General features: G+C 68.3%; 10 protein-coding genes. 5 read left to right on the top strand and 5 right to left on the bottom strand.

The features are described from left to right. Positions 1-34 precede the first annotated feature (34 nt). The 4 genes from SB771_RS14030 to SB771_RS14015 all read right to left on the bottom strand — a co-directional run bounded on the left by SB771_RS14030 (position 35) and on the right by SB771_RS14015 (position 4,047). Positions 35-454: a DoxX family protein gene (locus tag SB771_RS14030; protein WP_012366203.1), complete on the bottom strand. Its 420-nt coding sequence runs from the start codon at positions 452-454 to the stop codon at positions 35-37. 187 nt (positions 455-641) lie between these two features. Then, positions 642-1,919 carry a cytochrome c gene (locus SB771_RS14025; RefSeq protein WP_011658978.1) on the bottom strand — a complete coding sequence of 426 codons (1,278 nt, stop codon included), beginning with the start codon at positions 1,917-1,919 and terminating at the stop codon, positions 642-644. Between the two features lie 2 nt (positions 1,920-1,921). Then, entirely contained in the window at positions 1,922-3,541 is a 1,620-nt protein-coding gene (locus SB771_RS14020; RefSeq protein WP_011658979.1) for a GMC family oxidoreductase, read from the bottom strand. Continuing rightward, positions 3,541-4,047, bottom strand: coding sequence for a sugar dehydrogenase complex small subunit (locus tag SB771_RS14015; RefSeq protein WP_012366206.1), 507 nt, complete (start codon positions 4,045-4,047; stop codon positions 3,541-3,543). Before SB771_RS14015 ends, SB771_RS14020 begins: the two co-directional genes overlap by 1 nt. 308 nt (positions 4,048-4,355) lie before the next feature. On the opposite strand from SB771_RS14015, the gene SB771_RS14010 reads away from it, so the two are divergent. The 3 genes from SB771_RS14010 (at position 4,356) to SB771_RS14000 (ending at position 13,521) form a co-directional block, all read left to right on the top strand. After that, entirely contained in the window at positions 4,356-10,397 is a 6,042-nt protein-coding gene (locus SB771_RS14010) for an alpha-2-macroglobulin family protein (protein ID WP_410721803.1), read from the top strand. A gap of 7 nt (positions 10,398-10,404) precedes the next feature. Further along, positions 10,405-12,642 carry a penicillin-binding protein 1C gene (pbpC, locus tag SB771_RS14005; protein WP_175659109.1) on the top strand — a complete coding sequence of 746 codons (2,238 nt, stop codon included), beginning with the start codon at positions 10,405-10,407 and terminating at the stop codon, positions 12,640-12,642. 186 nt (positions 12,643-12,828) lie between these two features. After that, a complete protein-coding gene (locus SB771_RS14000; RefSeq protein WP_175659108.1) occupies positions 12,829-13,521 on the top strand; it encodes a hypothetical protein in 693 nt (230 codons plus the stop codon). Positions 13,522-13,556: 35 nt separating this feature from the next. On the opposite strand, the gene SB771_RS13995 is transcribed toward SB771_RS14000, so the two are convergent. Further along, positions 13,557-14,804 (bottom strand): multidrug effflux MFS transporter, encoded by a 1,248-nt coding sequence (locus tag SB771_RS13995; protein WP_175659107.1) that lies wholly within the window; start codon positions 14,802-14,804, stop codon positions 13,557-13,559. 356 nt (positions 14,805-15,160) lie between these two features. On the opposite strand from SB771_RS13995, the gene SB771_RS13990 reads away from it, so the two are divergent. Continuing rightward, the gene (locus SB771_RS13990; protein WP_175659106.1) at positions 15,161-15,706 is read left to right on the top strand and encodes a hypothetical protein; all 546 of its coding nucleotides are present in this window, start codon (positions 15,161-15,163) and stop codon (positions 15,704-15,706) included. A 292-nt stretch (positions 15,707-15,998) separates the two neighbouring features. Beyond that, positions 15,999-16,859 (top strand): urea carboxylase-associated family protein, encoded by an 861-nt coding sequence (locus SB771_RS13985; RefSeq protein WP_012366212.1) that lies wholly within the window; start codon positions 15,999-16,001, stop codon positions 16,857-16,859. Positions 16,860-16,861 lie beyond the last annotated feature (2 nt).

Raw genomic sequence — 16,861 nt, 5'->3', positions numbered from 1 at the left:
CGACACGCGCCCCATGCGCGCGCCGGCGATCCGTTCACCCGCGATCGATCGAAAAACGTCCGGGGCCCGCCGCGCACAGCGCAAGCAAGCCGCCGGAGATCGCGATGTTCTTGTAGAAATGAATCATGTTGTTCATCTGCTCGCCGCCCGTCATCGTCCAGTAGTGGTGGCCGATGAGCGCGGTGCCGATGGTATACAGCGCAAGCAGCAGCGCAAGCGGCCGCGTCTGGAAGCCGATGAGGAGCGCGATGCCGACGAACAGCTCCATCACGACGGCGATCGCCGCCGAGATGATCGGCGCGGGCGCGCCCTCGCTTCCCATGAACGCGATCGTACCGGAGAAGTCGACGATCTTCTTCCAGCCGAACATCACGAACAGGATCACGAGCAGGATTCGGGACAGCAGCAGCAGCACATCGCGCTGGGACGCGAGAAACGGTTGATTCGGTGTCATGGTGTGATCAACGAAAGCGATGCGCGAACCGCGCGCACCGGATTGCCAACGAACCAGGACGGGCGGCCGCCAGTGCCGCCCGCCCCGCTCTGCAACAACCGGCATCGGGGCCCGCCCGATGTGCTGTGCTCCTCCTCTTTCAGAGTTGCGCTGCTTGGTACTACCTCCTACCGCTTCGTGCCCGGCCTCAACGCGCCTTCGCGACGTCCTGCTCGGTCACCTTCGCGGCTGGATTGCCGAACTGCCCGGTCAGGTAGTTCGCCAGCGCGGCGATCTGCGCATCCGACAGCTCGTGGCGGAACGCGGGCATCCCGACGTCCTCGCTGCCGGCCTTGCGCTGCACGCCGTTCAGGATCACCTGCACGAGGTTCGTCGGATTCGACGCACCCACCGTCGAGTTGTGGAACAGCGACGGGTAATAGCCGTCCGGCGTGCCCTTGCCCTGCATCTGGTGACAGCTCGCGCAGTTGCCGAGATACAGCCGCGCCGGATCGATGCCCGACGACGCGAGCGGCACGCCACGCAGCTTCAGGCCGTCTTCCGCCGGCTTGCCCCACGACGAACGCGACTGCTTCGCGTCGCCGCTGGCCACGGCCGGCACCGTACGGATGTAGGTTGCGATCGCGCCGATGTCGGCGTCGGTCATCTTCGAGAAGCTGTGCTCGACCGCCTCGGCCATCGGACCGGCCGCCTGCGCGACGCCCGGCACGCTGCCAGTACGCAGATACTGGACGAGCTGCTGCTGCGTCCAGCCGCCGATCCCCGCGTGCGGGTCCGACGTGATGTTGTAGCCGTCCCAGCCCGCCAGCACCGAACCCGACAGGAAGCTGCCGCCGGTCTCGTCGAGCGACTTCTCCTGCATCGCGATGCCGCGCGGCGTGTGGCACGTGCTGCAGTGCGCGAGGCCCTGCACCAGGTAAGCACCGCGGTTCCACTCGGCACTCTGCGACGGCTTCGGCTGGTACGCGCCGTCCTTCAGGAACAGCCAGTTCCAGATCTTCAGCGGCCAGCGCATGCTCAGCAGCGGCGGAATCTCGTTCTTCGGCGGCGCCTGCTTGACCGGCTCGACGCCGTGCATGAAGTACGCGTACAACGCCTGCACGTCGTCGTCGTTGATCTTCGCGTACGACACGTACGGCATCGCCGGGTACAGGTTCGCGCCGTTCTTCGACACGCCGTGACGCACCGCGCGCTCGAAGTCGTCGAACGTCCAGTTGCCGATGCCCGTGTCGGGGTCCGGCGTGATGTTGCTCGTATAGATCTTGCCGAGCATCGGCACCGGCATCGGGAGGCCGCCGGCGAACGGCTTGCCGCCCTTCGCGGTGTGACACGCCATGCAGTCGCCCGCGACGGCGAGATATTCGCCGCGCTTGATCTGCGCGGGATCGGCCGAATCGGCCGCGCGCACGAGCCCCGGCAACGCGAGGCTGCCGGCGAGGAGGAAGGTGAGAGTAGATTTCCGCACGGTCAGACTTCCTTCTTCAGCGTGTCCGACATCCGCAGCGCCAGCGCCGCGATCGTCAGCGTCACGTTCACCGTACCGACGGTCGGCATCGTCGAGCTGCTCGAGATGAACAGGTTCGGATGGTCGAACGTGCGGCAGTCCTTGTCGACGACCGAGTCGCGTGCATCGGCGCCCATGATCGTCGAGCCCGTGATGTGGTTGTTCGGCGCGAACTCGTCGTTGAACACGACATCCGTGCCGCCCAGCACCTTCGCGGCGGTCGCGTAGACCTCGCGCGTATGCACGGCGCCGCGCTTCACGTAGTCGTCGATCGCATACGTGATTTCCGGGCGCGGAATGCCGATCGCGTCGGTGGCCGTCTTGCTCGGCACGATGCGGTTCTCGGGCTGCGGCAGGATTTCGTGGAAGCAGTCGAACTGCACGTAGCGCGCGGAACGATCGCGGATCTGCGCGTCGAGCTCGTCGGACTTCATCAGCTTGCCGGCCTTGAAGATCTTCTGCGTCTCCTGGTTGATGCGCGACATGTTCGACAGGTGGATTTTCTTCGCGGCTTCGGTCGCCCGGAACGGGCCGTCGCGGAAACCGATCAGCGACGTCATCTCCTGCGGGCCGCGGCCCGGCCACAGCTTGTCGCTCGCGTAGAACGACACGCCCGTGCCCGGGTGGTCCATCAGGTTGCGCCCGACCATGTCGGAGCTGTTCGCGACGCCGTTCGGGAAATCGCGGTTCGCCGACATCAGGAGAATCTTCGGCGTCTCGATGCCGTTCGCGGCCACCACGAAGTACTTGCCTTCGACGCGATGGTCGGCGCCCGTCTTGTCCTTGTAGATCGCGGCGACGATGCGCTTGTCCGGACCGGTCTCGAGCTTGTAGACGACCGCGCTGTCGATCAGCTTCGCGCCCGCCTGCTCGGCCTTCTCGACGTGCACGATGCCGTTGTACATCGCGCCGATCGGGCAGATCGGCATGCAATTGTTGTTCCCGCAACAAGTCGGCCGGCCGTCGTACGGGCGGCTGTTGCGCGCGACCGGCTCGGTCACGACGTGGAACTTCGGGTCATAGCCGTTGAGCGCGCTCTTGATCGTCTGCTCGTTGAACGACAACGGCAGCGGCGGCATCGGGTACGCCTGTTTGCGCGGCGAGTACAGGTCTTCCTCGGGGCCGGGGCCCCACACGCCGAGCTCTTCCTCGGCGCGCTGGTAGTAATGCTCGAGATCGTCGTACTGGATCGGCCAGTCGCGGCCGACGCCGTACACTGTCTTCATCTTGAAGTCGTTCGGGATGAAGCGCCACGCCGACGCGGCCCAGTGCCACGTCGTGCCGCCCACCGCACGGATGTACTGCGAGTTGAACTTGTGCTCGCCCTTCAGGACCAGGTAGTCGTTCGGCGGGCCGTATTCCGGATGCGGCGCCCACGGGCTCGACGGGTACGGCGCCATGAAGTCCGTCTTGTCGGGCTGGTTGCGGAAGCGCTCGACGATCTCGCCGCGCGGCATGCGCGGGCCTGCTTCGAGCAGGATCACCGACTTGCCCGCCATCGCGAGCTGGTGCGCGACGATCGCGCCCGCGACACCGGACCCGACGACCACGACGTCGGCCTTTTGCGTATCGGTATCCGCCATCAGGCTTGCCTCTCGATCGGTTTTTCGGCCCAGAAGCCGGGTTTGTTGGGGCAATACGAAGGAATCACGAGCGTATCGGACACGACGCTGAACATTAATGCTTCTTCGTAAGTAATCACGACGTTGTCGACGATGCCGAGATACCACGCGCCGAGAATCGACAGCGCGGCGTTTTCCTGATCGGCATCCAGTGAACCTGACGCGAGCGCGCCGGCGAGTTGCGACAGACCGTCGGCCGTCTTGAACGAACCCTTCTGCAGCGCGTGCAGGAAGCGTTCGCCGAGCACGCGGCTCAGCCCTTTCTTGCCTGTCAGTGCTTCGGAGAGCGTCATGAACGTATCGAGCGGCGCGGTGCCGGGATTATCGGCCAGGGCCCGCAACGCCAGCGAGCCGGTGAGGCCGGCCGCCGTCAGCGCCAGTGCGCCCTGCAGCCACTGACGCCGCGTGATGCCGGATACGGATGCGTCGCTTGCGCGACGCGAGTGGGGGGTGTTGTCGTTGTGCATGTTTCCTTCTCTCGAACACCGGATTCGGGAAAACCACGCTTGATATTTCTCAAACTTTCGCGCGGCCCTGAAATGTACGCGCACAATTCGAATCGGACAATGCTTTTATAGTCGATTAAATGTTCCGCAAGCCGAGACAATCGACATTTCGCGGCATCTTTGTGTCGTCGGCGCGACAATTCTGCATCGTGGCGAAGTGTGTCGCAAGCCGACGACACGCGCCGCCCCGTCCCGTCATCCGCTCGCATGCGCGTCGGTTAGAATCCCGTGCAATCAAACAGAAAGCTTCCCTCCGAGGGCATCGAGCGATGAAGCAGCACAATAAACACAACAACACGCATCAATCCAATCACACCACACGGCTGCTCTGGCGCATCGGCGCGATCGCGGCGCTCGGCGCCGCCGCGGCACTGTCGCTGCATGCGCTCGCGGCGCGCACGGTGAGCGTATCGCCGCAAGGCACGGTCACCGAAGTCCGGCAAAGCGTCGTCAAGTTCGACGAGCCGATGGTCGCATTCGGCTCGGCGTCCGCGCCGAACCCCGCGCGCATGACCTGCAACGATTCCACCGCCGCGCGCGGCCAGGGTCACTGGCTCGACGACAAGACGTGGGTCTACGATTTCGAGAACGACCTGCCGCCGGGCGTACGCTGCTCGGTCGCGCTCAACGACACGCTGCGCTCGGTCGCCGGCAATGCGGTGAGCGGCCCGCGCCGCTTCACGTTCCAGACCGGCGGCCCGTTTCCGGTGACGGTACGCCCCGGCTCACGCGAGATCGAGGAGCGCCAGGTCTTCGTGCTGAAGCTGAATGGGCCGGCCGAGCCGCGTTCCGCGCTCGCGAACATCTGGTGCGAGGCGGCCGGCATCGGCAACCGCATCCCCGTCACGGCCGCCGACGACGCTACCCGCAACGCGCTGCTCGACCACTTCGGGCTGAAGAAGGACGCCGCGCGCGTGCTGACGCTGTCGTGCGCGCAGGCGCTGCCCGCGAGCGCGAAGATGCAGCTCGTCTACGGCAAGGGCGTCGCGAGCCCGAGCGGCATCGCGAACGACACCGAGCGCCGCTTCGACTTCACGGTGCGCGCCCCGTTCACCGCGAGCTTCTCGTGCGAACGCGAGAACGCGAAGGCACCCTGCACGCCGCTGCGCCCGCTGACGCTGTCGTTCAATGCGCCGATCTCGCGCAAGAACGCCGAGGCGATCAAGCTGCGCGGTCCTGACGGTTCGCTTTCACCGACCTTCGGGGCCGACGACCACAGCGACGAAGTGACGACCGTCACGTTCAACCCGCCGCTGCCCGCGCAGGCGAACCTGACGATCGAGCTGCCGTCCGGGCTGCGCGACGTGACCGATCGCTCGCTCGCGAACGCCGACCTGTTCCCGCTCGCGACGCGCACCGCGCCGATGCCGCCGCTCGCAAAATTCTCGTCGGGCACCTTCGGGATCGTCGAGCGTTTCGCCGAGCCCGATACGCCGGCGCTCGTGCCCGTCACGCTGCGCAACGTGGAGGCCGACCTGCATATCGCGGGCCTCAACACCCGCGGCGCACAATTCGCGAACCTGAAGGTGGACGACGACACCGCGATCCGCCAATGGATGCGCACCGTCGATCAGTTCGACAACTGGGCGATGACGGCCGGCACGATCGACGAGCGCGTGCCGGGCCTGCTCCGGCGCACCGGCCAGCACCCCGTCTACGTGCCGCTCGAGGCCGGTGAAAAGATGCCCGCGCCGCAGAATCGCCGCATCGACGTGCGCTCGCTGTCGCTGCTCACCGGCGAGCCGGGGGCGCAGGCGATGACGCTGCCGAAGGCCGATCCGAAGGCGCTGCGTCCGTTCGAGGTCGTCGGCGTGCCGATCGACAAGCCCGGTTTCTACGTGCTCGAACTCGCGTCGCCCGCGCTCGGCCGCTCGCTGCTCGCGAAGCCGTCGAGCATGTACGTGCGCACCACCGTGCTCGTCACGAACCTCGGCGTGCATCTGAAACAGGGCCGCGAGAACAACCTCGTGTGGGTCACGACGCTCGACAAGGGCAAGCCCGTGCCGAACGCGCGGATCCGCGTGTCGGATTGCAACGGCGACGAGATCGCGACCGGCAAGACCGATGCGCAAGGCCTGCTGAAGATCGACGGTCAATTCGAGCCGAAGCACGAATGCAGCCAGTCGGAACGCTTCGACGACTACTTCGTGTCGGCGCGCGTGGACGATCCGAAGACGGGCCCCGACATGGCGTTCGTCAGCTCGAACTGGAACCGCGGGATCGAATCGTGGCGCTTCAACGTGCCGACCGACACCGGCAGCGAACCGACCGTGCGTGCGCATACCGTGTTCGATCGCACGCTGCTGCGTGCCGGCGAAACCGTGTCGATGAAGCACTTCCTGCGCACCGAGACGCTGCAGACCCTCGCGTTCCCGGCGCAATACCCGACGCGCGTGAAGATCCGCCATCTCGGCTCCGACCAGACCTACAAGCTGCCGCTCACGTGGTCGGCCGACCACAGCGCGGACACGCAGTTCCCGCTGCCGCCCGCGGCCAAGCTCGGCGAATACAGCGTCACGCTCGAAGGCGGCCCGGACGACGCGCCGACCACCAGCTACTACAGCGGCAGCTTCCGCGTCGAGGCGTTCCGCCTGCCGGTGCTCAAAGGGTCGATCGGCGCGCGCGACGCGCAGAAGAGCCCGCTCGTCGCGGTCAAGGAAGCGCCGCTCGCGGTGCAGATCGACTACGTGTCGGGCGGCGGCGCATCGAACCTGCCGGTGCAGGTGTCGGCGCTGATGAAGTGGGCGTCGCCGCCGTTCGCGGATCGCTTCGAGGACTTCAGCTTCACGCCGTATCGTCCGGAGCGCAGCGACGGCAACGCCGACGACGATTCGCAGGACGGCGACAACGCGTCGGCCGCGAACAACGATCCCGACGCGACCAAGCTGATCGCGGACAAGCTGCCGCTGACGCTCGACCGCAACGGTGCGGGCTCGGTCACGCTGAAGGGCCTGCCCGACGTCGACGCGCCGAAGCGCATCGCGCTCGAGGCGACGTTCGCGGACCCGAACGGCGAAGTGCAGACGATCCGCGGCGACACGATCCTGTGGCCGGCCGCGGTGGTGGCCGGCATCAAGGCCGGCCGCTGGGTGTCGGTCGGCCAGCGCGTGCCGGTGCAGGCGCTCGCGGTCGACCTGCAGGGCAAGCCGCGCGCGTCGGTGTCGATCGAGATCAAGGGCGTCGCGCACGTCACGACGTCGTCGCGCAAGCGAATGGTCGGCGGCTTCTACGCGTACGACAACAAGAGCGACACGCGCGACCTCGGCGTGCTGTGCTCGGGCAAGACCGACGACAAGGGCCGCATGGCCTGCGACGCGACGCTCGAACAGGCCGGCAACGTCCAGTTGATCGCCGTCGCGAAGGACGGCGACGGCCGCACGTCGAACGCGTCGACGTCCGTGTGGGTCACGCGCGAGGACGAACTGTGGTTCGGCGGCGACAACACCGACCGGATCGACGTGATTCCGGAGAAGACGTCCTACGAACCGGGCGAAACGGCCCGCTTCCAGGTGCGCATGCCGTTCCGCTACGCGACGGCGCTGGTCGCGGTCGAGCGCGGCGGCGTGATGGAAACGCACATCGTCGAACTGACCGGCAAGAACCCGACCGTCGACCTGAAGGTCGGCGAATCGTGGGGACCGAACGTCTACGTGTCGGTGCTCGCGCTGCGCGGCCGGATTCGCGAGGTGCCGTGGTACTCGTTCTTCACGTGGGGCTGGAAGGCGCCGGTCGAATGGGCGCGCGCGTTCTGGCGCGAAGGCCGTCACCATGAAGCGCCGACCGCGTTCGTCGACCTGTCGAAGCCCGCGTTCCGCTATGGCCTCGGCGAGATCAAGGTCGGCACCGGCGTGCATCGTCTCGGCGTGACCGTGACGACCGACGCGACGCGCTACACGGTGCGCGGCAAGGCGCAGGCGCACGTGAAGGTCACGCTGCCGAACGGCCAGCCCGCGCCTGCCGGCACGCAGATCGCGGTCGCGGCCGTCGACGAGGCGCTGCTCGAACTGATGCCGAACAACAGCTGGGACCTGCTCGACGCGATGCTGCAGCGACGCGCGTACGGCGTCGAGACAGCCACCGCGCAGATGGAAATCGTCGGCCGCCGCCACTTCGGCCGCAAGGCCGTGCCGGCCGGCGGTGGCGGCGGCAGCGCGCCCACGCGCGAGCTGTTCGACACGCTGCTGCTGTGGAATCCGCGCGTGACGCTCGACGCGAACGGCAGCGCAAACGTCGAGGTGCCGCTGAACGACGCGCTCACGCGCTTCCGGATCGTCGCCGTCGCGGCGGTCGGCCCCGACCGCTTCGGCACCGGCAGCACGTCGATCCGCAGCACGCAGGATCTGCAGCTGATCTCCGGCCTGCCGCCGCTCGTGCGCGAAGGCGATGCGTTCCGCGCGCAGGTCACGCTGCGCAACACGACCGACCGCGCGATGCAGGTGGTCGTGACGCCGCGCGTGACGGGGCTCGACGTCGCGCCGCAAACCGTGTCGCTCGCGGCCAACGCGGCGACCGAGGTCGCGTGGACGATCACCGTGCCCGAGCAGGCGCTCGACGCGGCCGGCGCGCTGAACTGGCGGATCGAAGCGGCCGAGCAAGGCGGCAAGCGGGCGTCCGATGCGCTGGCGGTTGCGCAGAAGGTCGTGCCCGCGCTGCCGGTGACCGTGCAGCAGGCCACGCTCACGCAGGTCGACGGCACGCTGACGGTGCCCGTGTCGGCCCCGGCCGGCGCCGTCAACAACGCGCAGGGCGCGCCGCGCGGCGGCATCGCCGTGTCGCTGCAGTCGAAGCTCGCGGACGGCCTGCCCGGCGTGCGGCGCTGGTTCGAGCGCTATCCGTACCGCTGTCTCGAACAGCAGACGTCGCGCGCGATCGGCCTGCACGACGCCGCGCAATGGCAGGCGCTGGTTGCGCGGATGCCCGTCTACCTCGACAGCGACGGGCTCGCGAGCTATTTCCCGCCGTCGTCCGACGATGCGCACTACGGCAGCCCGACGCTGTCGTCGTACCTGCTCGTGGTCGCCGACGAAGCCGGCCGCCTCGACCCGCGTTTCGCGCTGCCGGAAGACCTGCGCACGCAGCTCGAAGCCGGGCTCGCGCGCTTCATCGATGGCCGCATCGAGCGCAACGCATGGGCGCCGCGCCAGGATCGCGACCTGCGCAAGCTGGCCGCGATCGAGGCGCTGTCGCGTTACGGTGCCGCGCAAGGCCGCATGCTCGGATCGATCGAGATCGCGCCGAACCAGTGGCCGACGTCGGCGGTGATCGACTATCACGCGATCCTCACGCGCGTGAAGGACATCCCGCAGCGCGACGAGAAACGCGCGCAGGTCGAGCAGATCCTGCGCGCGCGCCTCACGTACCAGGGCACGCAGCTCGTGTTCTCGACCGCGCGCGACGACGACCTGTGGTGGCTGATGACGAGCAACGAGACCAACGCCGCGCGCCTCGCGCTGGAATTCGCGGGCGACCCGGCGTGGAAGGACGAGATGCCGCGCGTGACGGCCGGCCTGCTCGCGCTGCAACGCCAGGGCGCATGGCAGACGACGACGTCGAACGCACTCGGCCAGCTCGCGGTCGAGCGCTTCTCGCGTACCTACGAGAGCGTGCCGGTGGCCGGCACGACGAAGGTCGCGCTCGGCGGCAACGAGCGTGCGATCGCGTGGTCGCAGGCAGGCTCGGCCGCGCCCGCCGATACGCCCGCGTCGGCCACGCCCGCGACCCGCGCCGCCGCCGCGCGCAGCGTGCTGATGCCGTGGCCGCGTACGTTGCAGGCGCCGGCCACGCTGTCCGTCACGCAGGACGGCACGGGCCGCCCGTGGGCGACCGTCGAGAGTCTCGCGGCCGTGCCGCTGCGCGCGCCGTTCGCGGCCGGCTACCGGATCACGAAGACCGTCACGCCCGTGTCGCCCGCCGTCAAGGGCGTGCTGACGCGCGGCGACGTCGTACGCGTGCATCTCGACATCGATGCGCAGAGCGACATGACGTGGGTCGTCGTCAACGATCCGATCCCGTCCGGCGCGACGATTCTCGGCTCGGGCCTCGGCCGCGACTCCGAAGCCGCGACGCAGGGCGAGAAATCCCCGGACGGCGCATGGCCGGCGTTCATCGAACGCGACTTCGACGGCTACCGCGCGTATTACGACTATCTGCCGAAGGGCAAACTCTCGGTCGAGTACACGGTGCGGCTGAACAACGTCGGCACCTTCGGGCTGCCGCCGACGCGCGTCGAGGCGCTGTATGCGCCGTCCGTGTATGGCCTGTGGCCGAACCCGCCGATGACCGTGAAGCCGGCCGACGCGGGCAAGTCGTGAGTACGCGATGATCGATCTGGTTTTGCCGCGGCCGGCGCGTTTCGCCGGCCGCGTATTCGTCGCCGTCATGCTGGCCGCGCCGCTCGTCGCGCACGCGCTGCCCGGCTACGACGACGTGCGGCGCGGCTGGCGCAGTTCCGACTGGGTGCTGCTCGCGCGCGACGGCACGCCGTTGCAGCGCACGCGCGTCGATCTCACCGAACGGCGCGGCGACTGGGTGTCGCTCGCCGACGTGTCGCCCGCGTTCCGCGAGGCGATCGTCGTGTCGGAAGACAAGCGTTTCTACGAACACAGCGGCGTCGACTGGCGCGGCATCGCCGGCGCGGCGTGGGGCAACCTGTGGAACGAGCGCACGCGCGGCGCGTCGACCGTGACGATGCAGCTCGCCGGGCTGCTCAGCGATTCGCCGCGCCGCTCGGGTCAGCGCTCGCTGCCGCAGAAGGCCACCCAGGCGATGAACGCGCTGCTGCTCGAACGCGGCTGGCGCAAGGACCAGATCCTCGAGGCCTATCTGAATCTCGTGCCGTTTCGCGGCGAGACGGTCGGGCTCGCCGCGCTGTCGCAGGTGCTGTTCGGCAAGGCGCCGTCCGGTCTCGACGCACGCGAAGCCGCGATCGCCGCGGCGCTGGTGCGCGCGCCGAACGCGTCGCCCGCGAAGGTCGCCGAGCGGGCCTGCCGGATCCTGCGCGACATGCATGCGGAACAGGGCTGCGCGTCGCTCGACGGCTACGTGCAGCTCGTGATCGCACGCCCGGCCAATGTCGTGCGGGACGACGGCGCCGCCCTCGCCCCGCACTTCGCGCGCCGCATCGCGGCCGAGGTCCGACCCGCGGCCGGCGCGCAGGTGCGCACGACGCTCGACGCGCCGCTGCAGCGCTTCGCGCGCGACACGCTGACGCGCGCACTGACCGAGCTCAACGCGCCCGCGCACCGGCGCAACGTGCAGGACGGCGCGGTCGTCGTGATCGACAACGCGACCGGCGACATTCGCGCGTGGGTCGGTTCGTCGGGGGCGTTGTCGAGTGCACGCGACGTCGACGCCGTGCTCGCGCCGCGCCAGGCCGGCTCGACGCTCAAGCCGTTCCTCTACGCGCAGGCCATCGACGAGAAGCGGCTGACGGCCGCGTCGCTGCTCGACGACGCGCCGATCAACCTCGCGGCCGGCGGCGGCCTCTACATTCCGCAGAACTACGACAAGGATTTCAAGGGCTGGGTGAGCGTGCGCACCGCGCTCGGCGGCTCGCTGAACGTGCCGGCCGTGCGCACGCTCGTGCTCGTCACGCCGCACCGCTTCGCGCGCACGCTGACCGCGCTCGGCCTGCCGCTCGCGCAGGAAGGCGATTACTACGGCTTCAGCCTCGCGCTCGGCAGCGCCGATGTCACGCTGCTGTCGCTGACCAATGCGTATCGCGCGCTCGCGAACGGCGGCGTCGCGCGCAAGGTCGTCGACCTGCCGGCGCCGGCGCCTGCTTCCGGCGCGTCGACACCCGGCCATGCGGACAACGGCACGCGCGTATTCAGCGAAGCGGCCAGCTTCGTCGTCACCGACATCCTCTCCGACAACAACGCGCGCGTGCGCACGTTCGGCTTCGACAACCCGCTCGCGACGCGCTTCTTCTCGGCGGTCAAGACCGGCACGAGCAAGGACATGCGCGACAACTGGACCGTCGGCTTCACGTCGCGGTATACGGTCGGCGTGTGGGTCGGCAATGCGGACGGTTCACCGATGTGGGACGTGTCGGGGGTGACGGGCGCGTCGCCGGTGTGGTCGGCCGTCGTCGGCTACCTGCATCGCGACCTGCCGAGCCGTGCGCCGAAAGTGCCGGCCGGCGTCGAGACGCGCCGCATCGCGTTCGAGCGCGACGTCGAGCCGTCGCGCAGCGAGTGGTTCGTCGCGGGCACGGCGCTCGACACGATCCGGCTCGCCGCGCCCGTCACGCCGGGCAAGGACGGCGCGCGCGCTCCGCTGGCGATCGGCGCGCCGACCGACGGCACGATCTTCGCGATCGATCCGGACATTCCGCCGAAGAACCAGCGGATCTGGTTCGAGCGGTCGTCCGGGCATGCCACGCGCTTCGCATGGCGGCTCGACGACAAGGTGATCGGGCACGCCGGCCGCATCGCGTGGATGCCGTGGCCGGGCCGGCACCGACTGGAGCTCGTGGACGCACGCGGCAACGTCGCGGATGCGATCGGCTTCGAGGTGCGCGGCGCGTTCGCGAAACCGGCCGCGCGCAAGCCCTGAGCGGGTGAGCCAGCCGCGTTCGCGTTCGGCGAGCGGCCGGGCGGGAGCTCGATTGCCGGTGCGCCCGGTAAATTCGCTTCCCTGCGTCAAACGGGCAAGCAACGCGCCGATTCGGCACCTAGAATGTGAGCAGGGCCGTATGCCCTGCGCTCACCGGTTGTCTTCTTCCCCCCATTGCCCGCGACCATGAACATTCGCCCGCCGCACTTCACCCGCCCCGCGCTGGGCGCACTTTGCGTCGCCGCGCTCGCGACACTGGCGGGCTGCAACGGCGAGGCCTGCTTCGGCGTCGATGCCTGCTTCAACGACAACAACACGCAGACCGTCGCGCTGTCCGGCACGGCCGCCACCGGCGGCGCGCTCGCGAGCGCATCGGTGACGGTGAGTTGCGCGCAGGGCTCCGCGACGACGCTGACCGACGGCGGCGGCAACTACCGCGTGACCGTCAACGCCGTGCTGCCGTGCGTGATCAGCGTCGCGTCGGGCGGCACGAGCCTGCACTCGCTCGCGTATGCGGGCGGCACCTTCAACACGACGCCCGAAACCGAGCTGATGCTCGTCTATCTCGCCGCGCAGCTCGGCACGAACACGGCCGGGCTGATCGGCAATTTCCAGGGAAGTCGGCGCTTCCAGCAGGTGATGGGCGATCCGGGCACCGTGCAGGCCGCGCAGTCGGCCGTCGTGACGAATCTCCAGCAGCGCTACTCGGTCACGCTCGCGACGCCGGCGTTTCTGACCACGCCGTTCGTGGTCGGGCAACCGGGCGTCGACGCAGACCTTGGGACACTGGCCAAGGCCGGCGCGATCGGTTCGAACGGGATGCCGGATCCGGTTGCCGTTTCGCTGTTGACGCAGGCCGGCGCCGCGCATCCGCTATAAACGCAAAGCTCCCGCGCGGTACCGGTTGATGCGGCTTACGCCGCCTCCCCGCTCCCGCAAGCGACGCTCGCGGCTTGCTGCTGCGTCAGGTAGCGCAACAGCTTCGTCACCATCCATACGACGATGAACGACAGCGCGACGAAGAACACCGCGAGCGGCGTCAGCACCTGCACCGACACGAAGCCGGCCAGCCCCATCATCGCGGACGACACGAGCAGCAGCGCGCACCCGAGGATCGCGCTCGTCAGCCCCGCGATATGCGGAAACAGCGAATTGCCCTTCGCCATCAGCGTCGGATACATCGCGCCCGCGCAGAGGCCCATTACGAGCACCGGCGTCGCGAGCGTCCACACGCGCAGGCCGACGGTCAGCGCCAGCACGAGCATCACGACCGCCGCGACCGCCATCACGCGCGCGCCGATGCGCAGCCGCTGCTCGGGGCTCGGCAGCCCGCGCCCGTGAATCCGGTTCGACAGCCCGCCGAGGAAATACATCAGCCCGATCCCGAGCGCGAGATAGCCGAAGAAGGTCGGCGGCTTGTGCAGCGTGGTCTGCACCATGAACGGCCCGACGATGTTGAACACCAGCAGGATGCTGTAGCACAGCCCCTGGGCGAGGAAGCAGCTCTGGAACACTGGGCTCCCGAGCACCTTGCCCGCGTTCGCGATCAGCGTGCGCGGCTCGAGATGGACCGGTTTCGGCAAGGTTTCCCGGTAATGCCACCACAGCGCCCACATCACCAGCGAATACACCAGCAGGAACACGAGGCACGCGCGCCAGCCGAACCATTCCTGCAGGTGCGCGCCGATCACCGGCGCGATGATCGGCGCGAGCCCCCACGCGATCGACATGTAGGTGAACGCATGCATCAGCGCCTGGCCCGAGAACGAGTCGGTGATGATCGCCTTCGCGAGCAGGTTGGTGGTCGCGATCCCGAAGCCCTGCAGGCAGCGCGCCAGTATGAACGTCTCCAGATTCGGCGCGCCGAGCGACAGCAGGCAGCCGATCGTGTAGATGACGAGCCCGAACGCGAGCACGCGCTTGCGTCCGTACGCATCGGCCACCGGGCCGAAGATCAGCTGGCCGAGCGCATACGCGGCCATGTAGCCGGACACGCTCGACTGGATCGCCTGCGGCGTGGTCGCGAACGAGCGCGCCATGTCGGGCAGCGCGGGCACGTAGATGTCGATCGCGAGCTGGCCGGCGGACGAGAACAGGCAAATCAGAAACAGCAGGAAGCGCGGCGAGTTCGATTCGCGCGCGGGAGTGAGCGAGGCGTTCATGAGAACCGGGAAGGATTTCGACAGCGGGGACACGCGCCCGCTTGTTCGAATCTCGAACAGCGGTGCGCGGCGAAACGAAGCGCGTATTGTGCCTGTTGTGGCGCGGCGCGACGGCAATACCATGGCGGGCGCGAGGTTGAAATGCCGATTGCGGCATATCTCGAAACGCGCAAAACGGGCTGTTCACGGGCGTCGGCGAATCGCCCAGCGCCCCACCCAGCCCTCGCTCCGCGGTCCCGCCCCGGTTTTAAGCCAGATTTAAGCCGGCGCTCGCATAGTCCTTCGTGGCTCAGTCCGTGAGCCGCACGATTCGTGCATTGTTGATTCGATCAGTCTCGTTTGATGGAGATCCGAACATGCGATTCCGTTCGTATATGGCGGCGGGCACGCTGGCGTTGATGCCCGTGCTCGCCCTGGCCGGGCAGGCCGACGCCGCTCCGGCAGCACAACCGATGTTCGTCAATGTCAATGGGCAGGCCGTGCCCGTGAAAACCGATACGCGCGTCGTCCAGACGGCCGTCGGCCCAATGCAGGTCCGCACGTGGAGCTGGCACAGCCCGCGTGGCGGCGCGAGCTTCGAGATGCAGACGTCGTCGTCGGGCAGCATGCCGCCCGCGGCCGCGTTGCGGCAGATGCAGGTCGCGCAGTATCAGATGCAGGCGGCCCAGGCGCAGATGGTCGCCATACAGCAGCAGATGATGGCGCTGCAGCACGTCGCGCTCGCCAACGCGTTCGCGATGCCGATGCCGCAACCGGTCGGGTTCGCGATGCCGATGTGGGCCATGCCGCAACCGGTCGTCGTGATCGTGCCGGCGCAGCCGTCCACGCGTGCGCCGGCGCCGGCGCCGGCACCGTCGGCTCCGGCCCGGCCGGCCGCACGCGGGCCGGAAATCAAGGCCTGACGCCCGGTTCCGTCGCGCGAGCGACCGGGCCGAAAACCGAAACCGCCGGCATGTGCCGGCGGTTTTTTCATTGGCGGCGCCGAACGTTCGCCCGCGCCGCCGCGATCGCGCCGCCACCCCGGCACTCGGTGCTTTCCACCGATTGACACACCTCCCCGCCTTCACCCTATACTCCGCGAAGCGCCAATATATTGTTGAACAATCCAGCATGAACATTGACGCGTGAGCGACCACCACAAAGGGCTACGGCCGGATCGCCGCACCTGACAACCTTCCCCGAGAGTACCGCGTCATGTCGAACTATCCCGCCGCCTACCAGGTCACCAAGGGTTCCGTCCTGAATGTCGACAAAGCCTTTTATTCCGCGATCGCCCGACGTCACGACGCGCGCGAACGGATCGCGTCGCACGTCGTGCCGATCCGCAGCGGCTTCGCGTGGACGGTGCCGGCCGGTCACGTGTTCCGGATCGTCACGCTCGAAGGCCCGCAAGTCGCCGACTTCAACATGTGGAACCTGCACAATCCGCGCGAACGCATGTGGGCATCGCGCACGCGCCAGTTGCAGGCCGCGCACGTGACGACGTTCGACCGGCTCTGGTCGACCTTGCCCTACCTCCGTCCGATGGTCACGATCACCGACGACACACTCGCCGGCTACGGCGTCGACGGCGACGGCGGCCGCGTGCACGACCTGCTCGGCACGCGCTGCGACCCGTACGTGAACAAGCTGCTGACCGGCGAGGATTTTCATTTCCACTGTCATTCGAACCTCGTGCGCGCGGTCGCGCCGTACGGGCTGACCGAATTCGACGTGCACGACGTGCTCAACGTATTCCAGTGCACGGGCCTGAACGACGACGACAAGTACTTCATGAAGGCCTGCCCCGCGCAGCCGGGCGACTACCTCGAGTTCTTCGCGGAAATCGACGTGCTGTGCGCGATGTCCACGTGTCCGGGCGGCGACCTGTCCGTCCCGATGTGGGGGCCCGACGCGCGCGACCCGATCGACGTGTGCCGGCCGCTCGGCGTCGAGGTGTACCGGCTCGATCCGAGCCTGCTCGAAGGCTGGACGTCGCCGCCCGTCGCGCCGTACCGCGGCCTGCACGGGATGCAGCCGCCGCACGCCGATTGGCAGCACGACAAGACGGCGTAACG

The organism is Burkholderia sp. SIMBA_051 (assembly GCF_046534915.1).
Classification (GTDB): Bacteria; Pseudomonadota; Gammaproteobacteria; order Burkholderiales; family Burkholderiaceae; genus Burkholderia; species Burkholderia ambifaria.
Note: the sequence above shows the minus strand (reverse complement) of the source record. Positions and strands in the feature narration are given on the sequence as shown.

Bases quoted from the DNA above. Each gene is read 5' to 3' on its own strand.
- SB771_RS14030 (WP_012366203.1), bottom strand. From the start codon at position 454: ATGACACCGAATCAACCGTTTCTCGCGTCCCAGCGCGATGTGCTGCTG.
- SB771_RS14020 (WP_011658979.1), bottom strand. From the start codon at position 3,541: ATGGCGGATACCGATACGCAAAAGGCCGACGTCGTGGTCGTCGGGTCC.
- SB771_RS14015 (WP_012366206.1), bottom strand. From the start codon at position 4,047: ATGCACAACGACAACACCCCCCACTCGCGTCGCGCAAGCGACGCATCC.
- SB771_RS14010 (WP_410721803.1), top strand. From the start codon at position 4,356: ATGAAGCAGCACAATAAACACAACAACACGCATCAATCCAATCACACC.
- pbpC (WP_175659109.1), top strand. From the start codon at position 10,405: ATGATCGATCTGGTTTTGCCGCGGCCGGCGCGTTTCGCCGGCCGCGTA.
- SB771_RS14000 (WP_175659108.1), top strand. From the start codon at position 12,829: ATGAACATTCGCCCGCCGCACTTCACCCGCCCCGCGCTGGGCGCACTT.
- SB771_RS13995 (WP_175659107.1), bottom strand. From the start codon at position 14,804: ATGAACGCCTCGCTCACTCCCGCGCGCGAATCGAACTCGCCGCGCTTC.
- SB771_RS13990 (WP_175659106.1), top strand. From the start codon at position 15,161: ATGCGATTCCGTTCGTATATGGCGGCGGGCACGCTGGCGTTGATGCCC.
- SB771_RS13985 (WP_012366212.1), top strand. From the start codon at position 15,999: ATGTCGAACTATCCCGCCGCCTACCAGGTCACCAAGGGTTCCGTCCTG.